Below are 12,277 nucleotides of genomic sequence, written 5' to 3'. Positions count from 1 at the left end.
TGCGAGTCGCCAAACCCGGCCGCCATGTGGACGACGGGGCAAACTATAAACGCCAGATCCTGATACAGGCAAGGGAGGGTCAGAGGCTTCGTGGGCAAGCGCGGTCGTTGTAGGAGCGGACCTGGCCGCGATGGGCTGCGCAGCAGCCCCAAATTATGGGATCAAGAACGGTGATGGAACGAACAATGCCGGGGCCGTTTCACGGCCCATCGCGGCCAGGTCCGCTCCTACATTCGATCGTGTACACCATTTGCCCGGCGCGGGAACATTCCCCCCTCCATCCAGTCCAACCGCTGTTTCTTGCCGTTCCCGGCTTACGAGGTCATTTCATGAAGATTACCCGTCCCCTCGCCCTGGCATCCTTGATGGCGCTGGCCGCAAGCTCGGCCTTTGCTTTCAATCTGAGCGATGCGGCCAACACGGTTTCGGCCATGCAGGGCAACAATCAGGATGGCGCAGCGGTCAGTGCGGCGCCGGCATCGGCGAATTTGCTCAATACCCTGGGCAGCGAATTGCAGATCACCCCGCAGCAGGCGGTGGGCGGCACCGGCGCGTTGCTGGGCCTGGCCAGGAATCAATTGAGCGGCGATGACTATTCGCAATTGAGCAAGGCCGTGCCGGGCCTGGACCTGCTCTCGGGCGACAATGCCCTGGGTGGCCTCATTGGCCTCGGCGCGCTGCTGGGCAAGGGCAGTGGCGAGCAGTCGCCCTTGAGCCAGGCGCTGGGCGGTGTGGAGAACAAGGACGACCTGAACAAGGCCTTTGACGCGTTGGGGATGCAGATCGGAATGATCGGCCAGTTCGCCCCGCTGATTCTCCAGTATCTGGGCCAGCAGGGCGTGGGCGCCTCGCTGCTGCAGAACCTGGGCAATATCTGGGGCGTGGGCGGCCTGGGCACTGAAGTGGCCGCAGGCCTGGGCGGTTAAGGCTTGAGCTCGGCGCGCAGGGCGTCGATGCGCTGATCCTTTTGCCTCCAGAGCTGGTTGACCCAGTCCTGGACGAACTGGCGGAAGACCGGGTCGTTTTCGTAGTCACCGGCCCACAGGGCCGGGTCCAGTTCGTGCACCTGAATGTCGATGATCACGCTGGAGACATCGCCACACAGCAGGTTCCAGAAACCCGGAGGCGAATCGCCCGGGTACACCAGGGTCACGTCCAGCAGCGCATCCAGTTGCTCGCCCATGGCCGCCAGCACGAAGGCCACGCCACCGGCCTTGGGCTGCAGCAGGTGCTTGAACGGTGAGCGCTGGGCGTCATGCTTGGCCTGGGTGAAGCGGGTGCCTTCCAGGTAGTTGACCACCGTCACCGGCTGGCGCTTGAACAGCTCACAGGCCTGGCGGGTGATCTCCAGGTCCTTGCCCTTGAGCTCGGGGTGCTTGTGCAGGAAGGCCTTGCTGTAGCGCTTCATGAACGGGTAGTCCAGCGCCCACCAGGCCAGCCCCAGCAGTGGCACCCAGATCAGCTCCTTTTTCAGGAAGAACTTGAAGAACGGCGTGCGCTGGTTCAACGACTGGATCAGCGCCGGAATATCCACCCAGGTCTGGTGATTGCAGACGGCCAGGTAGGAGGTGTCGGTGCGCAGGCTGGCGGCACCGCGTACCTCCCAGCGGGTGGGGATGCACAGGGCGAAGATCAGTTTGTTGACCTCGGCCCAGGTCTCGGCAATCCACATCACGGCCTTTGAGGCGTCATCGCGGTAACGCCCCGGCAAGACCAGCTTGAGCAGGGCAAACGCCAGCAGCGGGCCGATCAGTACCAGCGTGTTGAGCAGAAGCAGCAGGGTGGTGAAACTGCCGGTGAGCAGGCGGCGCATAAGCAAACTCTTGAGTTTTTGTCGGTGGGCAATGATAAGCAGGGAAGGGCGCGGCGCCAAACCCGAGGGCGGGACCGGTCCTACAAAAGTTTTACGAATTGTCCGATACACTGGGTTTTTCGTCGGCGAACGATTCCCACATCCCGGGTCTAACGTCGGGCGCCCATTCTTATTTCCGAGGAAGTCATTGCACGTGAAAGCCCTTCTTGCACTGTTAGCTGTGCTGGCGCTGCCAGTCATGGCCGCCGAGCCGACCCTCTATGGCCGCTACGAATACATCGGCCTGCCGGAAATCGGCGAAACCCTCAAAGCCAAGATGGACACCGGCGCCCTGACCGCATCGCTGTCGGCCAAAGACATCGAGCGCTTTACCCGCGATGGCGACGACTGGGTGCGCTTCCGCCTGGCGACCAAGGATGCCGATGGCAAAGTCTACGAACACAAGATCGCGCGCATCAGCAAAATCAAAAGCCGCGCCGATGAAGACGAAGACGGTGAAGGCGCCGAAGTGGCCAAGCGCCCGGTGGTCGACCTGGAACTGTGTCTGGGCGGGGTCAAGCGCACCGTCGAGGTCAACCTGACCGACCGCAGCAGTTTCAACTACCCGCTGCTGATCGGTGCCAAGGCGTTGCGTGAGTTTGGCGCGGCGGTGAACCCGGCTCGGCGGTTTACGGCCGGCAAGCCGGAGTGCTGATCGGCTGAACTCACGCCACCGGCGGCTCGGTCGCCTTGAGCGACGGCCGCTCGCTGACTTCGGCGAACCACTTGGCCAGCTTCGGATGACGCTTGCGCCAGGCCAGGTCCGGCATGCGGAAATCCAGATAGCCCAGCGCGCAGGCGACGCTGATGGCGGCGATGTCGAAGGCTGAGCTCAGTTCGGCGATGGCGTCCTGTTCCAGGTGCGTGAGTGCGCGTTCGATTTTGTCCTGTTGATTGTCCAGCCACAGGTCCCAGTGTTTTTCTTGCGGACGCAGGAAGGTTTCGTAGCGAATCATCACTGCGGCATCGAGTATCGCGTCGGCCAGCGAGGCGATGGTCAGGCGCCGCCAGCGGGCGCTGCCTTCACGGGGGATCAGCGGGTTACCAACGTGCTGCTGGTCGAGGTATTCGAGGATGACCCGGCTGTCGTGCAGCACCGTGCCGTCGGCCAGGCGCAGGGCCGGGATCTTGCCGGCGGGGTTGTCTTGGTTGAGGTCGGCATTGGGGTTGACCGGGCTCAGCACGATGGTCTTCAGCGCCACCCGGTCAAGCTGGCCGGTCTCGTGCAACAGCACCATGACCTTGCGCACAAAGGGCGAGGCGGGGGAGTGGAATAGGGTCATGCTCGGGGTGGACATGGTGTTCCCTCTGGCTGGATGAGAACACCATAGTAGGGGATCAGGCGCGACGCCTGCTATCGGCACAAACCTCGCAAGCTGAGTAGCGCCGGGATGCCCAGGCCGATCCAGGCCAGCACATCCCAGCCGCCATCGCCCAGCAGCGCTGTCACCAGCCCGGCAAAGCCGAGCACGGCGATCAGGCTCGGCATGCCGAACACCGGCCAGAAGGTGGACGCGTTTTTCTTCATCGGGCCAGCTCCGTCCGGCCGACAATGGCAGTTGCCCGACGGCGAACCCACCACAAATACACACCGCTGCCGAGCACGATGATGGTCAGTACATCCAGCACTGCCCAGAGGATCTGCATCGGCCGACCGCCGTAGTCACCAAAGTGCAGCGGCTGCGACAGGCCCATGGCGTCCATGTACCAGGGTCGCTCGCCGATGGCCGTGACCTTGAGGGTGCTGGCATCGATCAGCACCGGCGTGAGCAGGTGCGAGGTCAGGTGCGTGCTGCCTTTCATGAACACCGCGTAATGGTGCTCGCTGGAAAAGCGCGTGCCGGGGAAGGCAATGAAGTCCGCTTTCATCCCGGGCGCTGCTTCGCTGGCGATGTCGAGCAGGGCAGTGGCCGCAGCCCGTTCGGTCAATGGCGGCGCATCGCGGTACGGCGCGACCATGGCGGCCAGGCTTTCGTTGCGCCAGGCGGCGATGATCAGGTCGGCGCAGGCGCTGATCACGCCCGTCACGCCTACCACCAATGCCCAACTCAGGGTCACCATGCCGATCAGGTTGTGCAGGTCGAGCCAGCGCACGCGGGTGGATTTGGCCTGGCGCACGGTGCCGAACTCCAGCCTGCGCATAAACGGTGAATACAGCACCACGCCGGAGATGATCGCGACCACAAACAACAGGCCCATGAACGCCAGCAGCAACTTGCCCGGCAGGCCGGCGAACATGTCCACATGCAGGCGCAGCATGGTCAGCATGAAGCCGCCGTTGGCCGAAGGCATTTCAACGGTTTCGCCGGTGCGGGCGTCGAGCATGAAGGTGTGTGAGGTGTTGGGGTCGGCGCCCGCGGTGGCGGCCATGATGACGACCACGCCATTGGCGTCGTCTTCGTCCCTGCCCAGGTATTGCACCACTTCGCCGGGGCGATGGGCCTGGGCCTTGAGCACCAGCTGCTGGAGGTCCAGATGCGGGGTGTCGGCGGGCATTGCCTTGAGTTCAGGGGCATCGCCGAGAATGTGTTCCAACTCGTGGTGGAAGATCAGCGGCAGGCCGGTGAGGGCGAGCAGCAGCAGGAACAAGGTGCAGATCAGGCTGGTCCAGGTGTGGATGAAGGACCAGCGTCGAATGGTGTGGCTTTTCATTTGGGCTCCAGGCCGTTTTCGCGGGCTTGCCCCATTGCCGGTCAGTTAAGGCGAGATCCATGTAGGAGCGGACCTGGCCGCGATGGGCCGCGCAGCGGCCCCTTGGGCCTGTGACATCTGCGAATCAGCTTGCGAGTGCCGGCGGTTTCAGAATCGCCGGGGCTGCTGCGCAGCCCATCGCGGCCAGGTCCGCTCCTACAAGGGTTGCGTCGTTCAATTGCTTAACTGACCGGCATTGGGGCCTGCGAAGCTTTTAGAACGTGTAGTTCACGCTGGCCACGACGTTGCGCTCGTCACCGTAGTAGCACCAGTAACCATCACACGACGCCAGGTAGTCCTTGTTGAACAGGTTCTTGGCATCCACCGCCACCGAGGCGCCCTTGAGGGCGTTGCTCAGGCGACCGAGGTCATAATGCACCGAGGCGTCATAGATGGTGTAGGAACCGACGTGGCCCAGCTCGGTGTTGGTGGTGTTGCCGTAGGTGTCGCCGACATAACGCACACCCGCGCCCACGCCAAAGCCGTCGAGCACGCCGGCGTGCCAGGTGTAGTCGCTCCAGAGGGTGGCCTGGTTGCGTGGGATCAGCGCCATGCGATTGCCTTGTTCGGCGGCCGCGCCCTTGCGGATTTCGGTGTCGGTATAGGTGTAGGAGCCGACCAGCTTGAGGTTGTCGGTGACGTTACCGGTGGCTTCCAGCTCCAGGCCGCGGACCTGCAGTTCGCCGACCGGGCGGGTGATGTTGCCTTCCGTCACTTGCACGTTCTTCTGACGCAAGTCGTAGACGGCGGCGGTCAGCAGGGTGCTGCTGCCCGGTGGCTGGTACTTGATACCGGCTTCGTACTGGCGGCCTTCGGTCGGTTTGAACGAGGCGTCGGCTTTGACGCTGGCGCCGGTGGTCGGCTGGAACGACTCGGTGTAGGAGAGGTACGGGGTGATGCCGTTTTCAAACACATAGCTCAGGCCCAGGTTGCCGCTGAAGGCCTTGTCGCGCTCGGTGCTGGTGGCATCGTTGTTGTTGTGGAAGACGGTGGAGGTGTGAATCCAGTCTTCACGCCCGCCCACGGTCAGGCGCCAGTTGTCGAGGGCGATCTGGTCCTGGATGTAGAGGCCGGTCTGGCGAATTTTCTGGTTGTAGTCGTACATCGTGAAGTACGACACGTTGGAAAAATCCTGGCCGTAGATCGGGTTGTTCACGTTGCTGGTCGGGACCGAACCGCTCAAGCCGTAGAGCCATTGGTAGTGAGTGTTGGAGCGCTGATGGTCCAGGCCCAGCAGCAGCGTATGGGTCAAGGCGCCAGTGCTGAAATCGGCCTGGAAGTTGTTGTCCACGGCGAACTGGCTGATGTCTTCATCGACGATGCCGGTTTCGCGGTTGACCGTGCCGTCATCGGCCACGGTGTTGAGGGTCGCCACGTTGATGCCCTGGAACGATAAATCGCTCTTGGTGTAACGCAGGTTCTGACGGAACTGCCAGACGTCATTCAGGCGGTGGTCGAAGGCATAACCCAGCGCGTAGTAGGTGCGGTCGTAGAATTCCCAGTCCGGGTCACCCAGATTCTTGTGGTGGGAAATCTTGCCGGCCGCCGAATCCAGGGTAGTACCTTGCAGGGGCAGGAACTGGCCGGTGATGCCGGTATCGTCGCGGGTGTACTGGGAAATGAAGGTCAGATGGGTGTCTTCATCCATGTTCCAGGTCAGGCTGGGGGCGATGTTGTAGCGCTTGTCCGGCACGTGATCGACCGGGGCGCCGCTGTCACGCACGACGCCGCTGACGCGATAGAGAAAGCGCCCGTCATCATCGACCTTGCCGGTGCTGTCGAAGTTGATCTGCTTGTGGTTGTTGCTGCCGGCCTGCACTTCGATTTCATGGCTGCTCTCGGCGTCCGGGCGACGGCTGACCATGTCGAGCATGCCGCCTGGCGGGGTCTGGCCGTACACCGATGAAGACGGGCCGCGCAGCACGGCGATGCGCTCAAGGTTCCAGGGCTCGACTTTGGGGTTGGCGAATGAGCCGCGTGGCAATGGCAAGCCATCGAGGAACTGGGTCGGGTCGAAACCGCGCACGCGCAGCCAGTCGGCGCGGGAGTCGGAGCCATAGCCGCTGCTTTGCACCCCGGCGGTGTAGCGCAGGGCATCATTGAGGTTGAGGACCGAACGGTCGTCCATCTGCTCGCGGGTGATGACCGAGATCGAGCGTGGCGCTTCGACGATCGGGGTGTCGGTCTTGGTGCCGGCGGCAGTGCGGGTGGCGAGGTAACCGGTGGTCGGGCCCCAGGCGCTTTCAGAGTCCTGGCGGGCGTTCACGCTGGTCTCTGGCAGGGCCAGGCTCCCTTCCGGCACTGCCGCCAAGGTAAAAGTTCCGGCGGCACTCTGTTGCAGTTGCAGGCCGGTGCCGCGCAGGGCAGCGCTCAAGGCGCCGACGGCATCATATTGGCCCTGAACGGGGGCAGACGTTTTGCCCGAGGCCAGCGCCGGGTTCAGCGACAGGGCCAGGCCCGACTGGCTGGCGATCTGGTTCAGGGTGCTGGCCAGGGGGCCGGCTGGCAGATTGTAGCTACGGGTGCCGGACTGTTCGGCGGCGAGCAGCGGGCCGCTGGCCAGCGGCGCGGCAACCGCGATGGCCACAGCCAGAAGGCTGGGGCGAAGAAGGGTCTGGATGGCGCGGGACATGCGGCAACTCCTGAGAGAAACGGTGCTTATTGCCTCCTTGCCGCACGAGAATGAAAAAGTGATAGGGCTGATCGAAAATAATTTCGATTCAGATTCTACGGCGTGTTTTTGGCCATCACCGTGACCCACCAAGGCGTGCGTTGCTCGATCTGCACCGGCAGGGTCGGCAGCAGCGATTTGAGCGCAAGGTCGGTGTCGGTCAGGGGGAAGCTGCCGGTGATGCGCAGGTCCGCGACCTGCGGGCTGACGCTCAGGTGGCCGCTGCGATAACGCCCCAGTTCCTCGATCAGGTCGGCCAGGCGCACGTTGTCGACCACCAGCATGCCGCGGGTCCAGGCATCGGCGCCCGGGGTCAGGGCGAGGCTGGCGCTCAAGCCGTTTTCGCGCATGAACACCTGCTCCCCTGCCTTGACGATGCGTTCGTCGTGGCTTGCCTGCGGGCGGGCGGCGACGGCCGATTGCAGCACGCTCAGGCGCGTGCCGTCGTCTTCACGCCGCACCAGGAAGCGGGTGCCGAGGGCTTGCAGGGTGCCGTCGGGGGTTTTGACCAAAAACGGACGTTCGTCCTTGTGCCCGGTCTCGATGGAGATTTCGCCGTCCTGCAGCACAATCAGGCGCTGCTGGTCATCGAAGCGTACGTCGATGGCGCTGTGGGTGTTGAGACTGATCAGGGTACCGTCGTCCAGATGCAGGGTGCGCTGTTCGCCGGTGGCGGTGCGTTGGTCGGCCAGCCAGTACCCAACGGGGAAATAGTGCTCGCCGATCACCAGTGTCAGGCCACCGACCAGCACGACACTGGCAACCCCGCTGCCCATTTTGCGCAGGCGCTGGCGAATCCCGGCGCGCGATTCCAGCAACGCCTGGCGAGCAGGGCCGGCAGCGGCACTGAAGCGCCGGTCGAGCATGCCCAGTTGCATCCAGGCCTGGGCGTGTTCTTCATCGGCGGCAAACCACTTCTCGAATTCTGCTCGCTCAATCGCGCTGGCGTTGCTGCCGTCCAGGCACAGTTGCCAGGCGATGGCGGCATCGAGCACTCGCGAGGACACCGGGCGGTTGTTGAGCGGGTTCACGTCGGCTCTCCGTACAAGGCCACGTAGCACTGGCGCATGCCCTGGGCCAGGTATTGGCGCACACGCGGCGCGGAAACGCCCAGGCGCTCGGCGATTTCGGCGTGGCCGAGGCCGTCGAGGCGGTTATACAGAAACGCGGCGCGGGCCTTGCTCGACAGCTTGCCGAGCAGACGGTCGATGGCCCTGAGGTCTTCAAGGATCAGGTGTTGTTCTTCCGGGGACGGCTGTTCGGCTTCGGGGATCAGCATCAGCTCGGCCAGGTAGGCCTGTTCCAGCGCGGCGCGGCGGAAGTGATCGAATAGCAGGCCTTTGGCGATGGCCAACAAAAAAGCCCGTGGCTCGCGCGGCGGGCTGATCGAATCGCGGCCCAGCAGGCGCACGAAAGTGTCCTGGCTCAGGTCCTCGGCGCGCTGCGGGCAGGCGATGTTGCGCCGCAGCCAAGCGAACAGCCAGCTGCGGTGGTCACGGTACAACGCCCCGACCAACTCACGCTGTGGGCTTTGAGCAGACGACAAGGATGGCCCCGAAAAAGAAGTGTTAACCAACGAGAATTATTCGCGATTGTGTCAGAGGCAGTGGTGGGGTGCAATTCGCGCTCATCGGAAGGGGGGTACTTGCATTCTTCTACTGTGGGAGCGGATTCATCCGCGAATAGTTTCACTGAGGTTCGACTGACACACCGTGGTGAAGCTATTCGCGGATGAATCCGCTCCCACATTTTGTCCGCACCCAGATCTTAGAATGAATGGGAATGCTGCTGCCGGCGCCGCCACTGGTTCAGGCGCTGTTCGAGCAGCAACGGGCTGTCGATGCCTTGCTTGCGCGCCCGGCTGAACAAGATTAACGCCAGCTCCGCCGTCACCAGCGCGTCAGCACTGGCGTGGTGGCGCACTTCGGCTTGCAGGCCGAACCGGGCAGTCCAGTCATCAAGCCCGGCTTGGCGCAGGGTAGTGTCGAGGCAGAGCATCGGCGCCAGTTCCGCCACGTCGATAAAGCTGTGCTGCAGGCGCAGGCCCAGGCTGTCTTTCAAGGCCCGGGCCAGCATGCGTTGGTCGAACGGTGCGTGAAAGGCCAGCACCGGGCTGTCGCCGATAAATGCCATCAGGTCCAGCAAGGCATCGGCCGGGTCGCAACCGGCGGCAATCGCGCTGGGGCCCAGGCCGTGGATCAGCACGCTGGGGCCCAGCTTGTGTTCGCGGCGGTGCAGGGTGCGTTCAAACGCCTGGCCCAGATTGATGGCGCCGTCTTCTATCACCACGGCACCGATCGACAGCACCTGGTCCCGGTTGACGTTCAGGCCGCTGGTCTCAAGGTCGAGCACCACCCAGCGCTGTTGCCGCAGGCTGCCATCGCCCATCGGGGTCGGCTGGGCCAATTGCGCCAGGCGTCGCTGTTGTTTGCTGTTCAATGCGGGTGCGGCGGGGCGTAGCCAGGCAAACAGGCTCATAGTTGATACCGCAAGGTCAGGCTGGTTTGCAGGCGCTGGGCCTGGCGCAGGGATTCGCGCAGGATACGCCGGTCCAGGTCATTGAGGGTGCTGGGGTCCAGCCGGTTGGAATAGGGCAGGTTCTGCCGGGTTTGCAGTTGATGCTGCTGCATCCGGGTCTGCTGGATGAAGTGGTAGGCCTCTTCATAAGCGGCGCCGTCGAGGCGGTCGATCACTTCCTTGGCGACCAGCTGGCGCAGGCGTTCCAGGGTATTGTTGGCGCCAATGCCATTGGCCAGTGCCAGCAGCCGGGCGCCGTCCACGAACGGGGTCAGGCCTTGAACCTTGAGGTCCAGCGTGGCGGTTTTGTCGCTGCCCTGGCGGGTCAGGACAAAGTCACGGAAGCGCCCGACCGGGGGGCGGTTGCGCAGTGCGTTATCGGCCAGCATGCGTTGGAAGATGCGGTTGTCGGCGACCTGATCGAGGATGCCTTGGCGCAGGTGTTCACAGCCCTGCTCGTCGCCCCAGACCCTACGCAAGTCGAAGTAGATGCTCGAGCCCAACAGGCTCTGCGGGGTGGCTTCGCGAATGAACTTGGCGAAGCGCCGGGCCCATTCGGCGCGCGACAGGCACAGCTCGGGGTTGCCGGCCATGATGTTGCCCTTGCACAGGGTAAAGCCGCACTGGGCCAGGCTCTGGTTGATATGGTGCGCCAGTGGCAGCAGCTTGCCGCGAATCTCGGCGGCGTGGGCGGCGTCGCGGGCCTCGAAGAGGATGCCGTTGTCCTGATCGGTGTGCAGGGTTTGCTCGCGGCGCCCCTCACTGCCAAAACACAGCCAGCTGAAGGCGATACCGGGGTCGCCTTTTTCTTCCATCGCCAGCTCGATCACCCGGCAGACGGTGTGATCGTTGAGCAGCGTGATGATGTGGGTGATCTGGGTCGACGAGGCGCCATGCGCCAGCATGCGGTCGACCAGTTGGCCGATCTCGCCGCGCAGGTTGACCAGGGTTTCCAGGCGCGGCGCATTGCGAATGGTCCGCGCCAGGTGCACCAGATCGACCCGTTGCAGGGAGAACAGATCGCGCTCGGAGACCACGCCGCACAGGCGCCGGTCTTCGACCAGGCAAACGTGGGCGATATGCCGCTCGGTCATGGCAATCGCAGCATCGAAGGCGGTGGCTTGCGGGCTCAAGTAGAACGGCGCCTGCGTCATGTGCTGCTCGATGGCCCGGGTGAAATCGCAGTTGCCGTCGGCCACCACCTGACGCAGGTCGCGCAGGGTGAAAATTCCCTGTGGGGTCCTATGCTCATCCACGATGACGATGCTGCCGACCTGCTGTTCATGCATCAGTTTGACCGCTTCACGCAACGGCGTTTGCCGGCCGCAGCTCACCGGGTGACGCATCGCCAGTTCGCCCAGGCGGGTATTGAGCGAATATTGATTACCCAGCGATTCTACGGCGCGTCGTTGGACTTGCAGGTTGACCTGATCGAGCAGGCTGCTGACGCCGCGCAAGGCAAAGTCGCGAAACGGCTCGGACAGGGCGAACAGCCGGATAAACGCCTGCTTGTTCAGTTGCAGGCAAAAGGTGTCTTCAGCTGCCAGGTGTTCGGTGCGGGTGGCCCGTTCACCCAGCAGCGCCGCCAGCGGAAAACACTCGCCGGTGGTGATTTCAAAGGTGGTTTCGGTGCCGCGCCGAGCACTGTGGGGGCGTTCGCCGACCACCCGGCCTTGTTTGACGATATAAAAATGCTCGACCGCGCCGTCGCTGGGCTTGATGATGCTTTCGTCGGCGGCAAAAAACCGCAGTTGGCATTGTTCTACCAGATACGCCAGGTGCGCCTGCTCCATCTGGTTGAACGGTGGAAAGCGCTGGAGAAATTGCAAGGTGCCGTGAATATTCTGCAGCACCGCTGTTTTCCCGGCCTGGGCGAAGGCGTCCATTTTGCTCATGACCATTACCGCATTGTTCTTGTTGAGGCCCATGGTCGGCCGGTAACCGGGCAGTGCCCATTGGACGTAAGTCTAAGCAGGTATATGGGCAAAAAAAACCGACGAACGGCCCGTCGCGCGCCGATGAAACGCGGTCTGATCGTGATTTGCAGGGATTTTTGGCGTTGATGAAGAGAAAGACATGGCCGATAACGACAAACTGTTGAGCGATGCCGAGATCGAGGCCCTCAATGCGCTCATTTTGGCCTCACCCACGGCTGAGCCACTTCAAGCGCTGATTGTCGATGACGACGTGCGAACCTGTGATTTATTGGCGCAAATACTCGAACTGAACGGCATCAAATGCCAGCGGGCGCACAGTGGCACTGCAGCGTTGGGAGTATTGGCGACCGAGCGCACGATCGGCTTGATGATCACCGACCTGCGGATGAAGGCCATGGACGGTCTGGATTTGATTCGCAAGGTGCGCGAATCGGAGCGCGCGGCGTTGCCGATCATCATCACTTCGGGCGATGCCGAAGTACGCGACGCCATCGATGCGATGCATTTGAGCGTGGTGGATTTTTTGCTCAAGCCGATTGATACGCAGCGGCTGCTTGAGCTGGCGCGGCGGGAGTTGGGGATAAATCCCTCGCAGGAGCGGCTTTAGCC

Annotated in this window: 12 protein-coding genes; 3 read left to right on the top strand and 9 right to left on the bottom strand. The window is 63.1% G+C overall.

Going from position 1 to position 12,277, the window contains the following annotated elements; all coding sequences use genetic code 11:
- The first annotated feature begins 329 nt into the window (after window positions 1-329).
- Complete coding sequence (locus GUY40_RS15790; protein WP_166569848.1) at window positions 330-926, top strand: DUF2780 domain-containing protein; 597 nt, start codon at window positions 330-332, stop codon at window positions 924-926.
- On the opposite strand, the gene GUY40_RS15785 is transcribed toward GUY40_RS15790, so the two are convergent.
- Window positions 923-1,813, bottom strand: a complete 891-nt coding sequence (locus GUY40_RS15785) for an acyltransferase (RefSeq protein ID WP_166569847.1) — start codon at window positions 1,811-1,813, stop codon at window positions 923-925. The two genes, GUY40_RS15790 and GUY40_RS15785, sit on opposite strands and share 4 nt — an antisense overlap.
- A 193-nt stretch (window positions 1,814-2,006) precedes the next feature.
- Between GUY40_RS15785 and GUY40_RS15780 the strand changes: the two genes are divergently transcribed.
- Entirely contained in the window at window positions 2,007-2,507 is a 501-nt protein-coding gene (locus GUY40_RS15780) for an ATP-dependent zinc protease (RefSeq protein WP_166569846.1), read from the top strand.
- Window positions 2,508-2,517: 10 nt separating this feature from the next.
- On the opposite strand, the gene GUY40_RS15775 is transcribed toward GUY40_RS15780, so the two are convergent.
- The 8 genes from GUY40_RS15775 to GUY40_RS15740 all read right to left on the bottom strand — a co-directional run bounded on the left by GUY40_RS15775 (window position 2,518) and on the right by GUY40_RS15740 (window position 11,632).
- A complete protein-coding gene (locus GUY40_RS15775) occupies window positions 2,518-3,150 on the bottom strand; it encodes a glutathione S-transferase (RefSeq protein WP_166569845.1) in 633 nt (210 codons plus the stop codon).
- A gap of 56 nt (window positions 3,151-3,206) precedes the next feature.
- Complete coding sequence (locus GUY40_RS15770) at window positions 3,207-3,380, bottom strand: hypothetical protein (RefSeq protein WP_166569844.1); 174 nt, start codon at window positions 3,378-3,380, stop codon at window positions 3,207-3,209.
- Window positions 3,377-4,504 carry a PepSY domain-containing protein gene (locus GUY40_RS15765; RefSeq protein WP_166569843.1) on the bottom strand — a complete coding sequence of 376 codons (1,128 nt, stop codon included), beginning with the start codon at window positions 4,502-4,504 and terminating at the stop codon, window positions 3,377-3,379. The genes GUY40_RS15770 and GUY40_RS15765 overlap by 4 nt, the downstream gene beginning before the upstream one ends.
- A 253-nt stretch (window positions 4,505-4,757) precedes the next feature.
- Window positions 4,758-7,175 (bottom strand): TonB-dependent siderophore receptor, encoded by a 2,418-nt coding sequence (locus GUY40_RS15760; protein WP_166569842.1) that lies wholly within the window; start codon window positions 7,173-7,175, stop codon window positions 4,758-4,760.
- A gap of 95 nt (window positions 7,176-7,270) precedes the next feature.
- Window positions 7,271-8,245: a FecR family protein gene (locus GUY40_RS15755; RefSeq protein WP_166569841.1), complete on the bottom strand. Its 975-nt coding sequence runs from the start codon at window positions 8,243-8,245 to the stop codon at window positions 7,271-7,273.
- Window positions 8,242-8,760: an RNA polymerase sigma factor gene (locus GUY40_RS15750; RefSeq protein WP_166569840.1), complete on the bottom strand. Its 519-nt coding sequence runs from the start codon at window positions 8,758-8,760 to the stop codon at window positions 8,242-8,244. Before GUY40_RS15750 ends, GUY40_RS15755 begins: the two co-directional genes overlap by 4 nt.
- Before the next feature lie 221 nt (window positions 8,761-8,981).
- The gene (locus GUY40_RS15745) at window positions 8,982-9,692 is read right to left on the bottom strand and encodes a PolC-type DNA polymerase III (RefSeq protein ID WP_166569839.1); all 711 of its coding nucleotides are present in this window, start codon (window positions 9,690-9,692) and stop codon (window positions 8,982-8,984) included.
- Window positions 9,689-11,632, bottom strand: coding sequence for a DUF294 nucleotidyltransferase-like domain-containing protein (locus GUY40_RS15740; RefSeq protein WP_166569879.1), 1,944 nt, complete (start codon window positions 11,630-11,632; stop codon window positions 9,689-9,691). Before GUY40_RS15740 ends, GUY40_RS15745 begins: the two co-directional genes overlap by 4 nt.
- Window positions 11,633-11,807: 175 nt before the next feature.
- Here GUY40_RS15740 and GUY40_RS15735 point away from each other — a divergent pair, with 175 nt between their 5' ends.
- On the top strand, window positions 11,808-12,275 hold the full coding sequence (locus tag GUY40_RS15735; protein WP_166569838.1) for a response regulator: 468 nt from the start codon (window positions 11,808-11,810) through the stop codon (window positions 12,273-12,275).
- Window positions 12,276-12,277 lie beyond the last annotated feature (2 nt).

Source organism: Pseudomonas sp. R5(2019), from assembly GCF_009905435.1.
In the GTDB taxonomy this organism is placed as follows: Bacteria; Pseudomonadota; Gammaproteobacteria; order Pseudomonadales; family Pseudomonadaceae; genus Aquipseudomonas.
This window is presented reverse-complemented; position numbering and strand designations above follow the sequence as displayed.

Bases quoted from the DNA above. Each gene is read 5' to 3' on its own strand.
- GUY40_RS15790 (WP_166569848.1), top strand. From the start codon at position 330: ATGAAGATTACCCGTCCCCTCGCCCTGGCATCCTTGATGGCGCTGGCC.
- GUY40_RS15785 (WP_166569847.1), bottom strand. From the start codon at position 1,813: ATGCGCCGCCTGCTCACCGGCAGTTTCACCACCCTGCTGCTTCTGCTC.
- GUY40_RS15775 (WP_166569845.1), bottom strand. From the start codon at position 3,150: ATGTCCACCCCGAGCATGACCCTATTCCACTCCCCCGCCTCGCCCTTT.
- GUY40_RS15770 (WP_166569844.1), bottom strand. From the start codon at position 3,380: ATGAAGAAAAACGCGTCCACCTTCTGGCCGGTGTTCGGCATGCCGAGC.
- GUY40_RS15765 (WP_166569843.1), bottom strand. From the start codon at position 4,504: ATGAAAAGCCACACCATTCGACGCTGGTCCTTCATCCACACCTGGACC.
- GUY40_RS15760 (WP_166569842.1), bottom strand. From the start codon at position 7,175: ATGTCCCGCGCCATCCAGACCCTTCTTCGCCCCAGCCTTCTGGCTGTG.
- GUY40_RS15745 (WP_166569839.1), bottom strand. From the start codon at position 9,692: ATGAGCCTGTTTGCCTGGCTACGCCCCGCCGCACCCGCATTGAACAGC.
- GUY40_RS15740 (WP_166569879.1), bottom strand. From the start codon at position 11,632: ATGGTCATGAGCAAAATGGACGCCTTCGCCCAGGCCGGGAAAACAGCG.
- GUY40_RS15735 (WP_166569838.1), top strand. From the start codon at position 11,808: ATGGCCGATAACGACAAACTGTTGAGCGATGCCGAGATCGAGGCCCTC.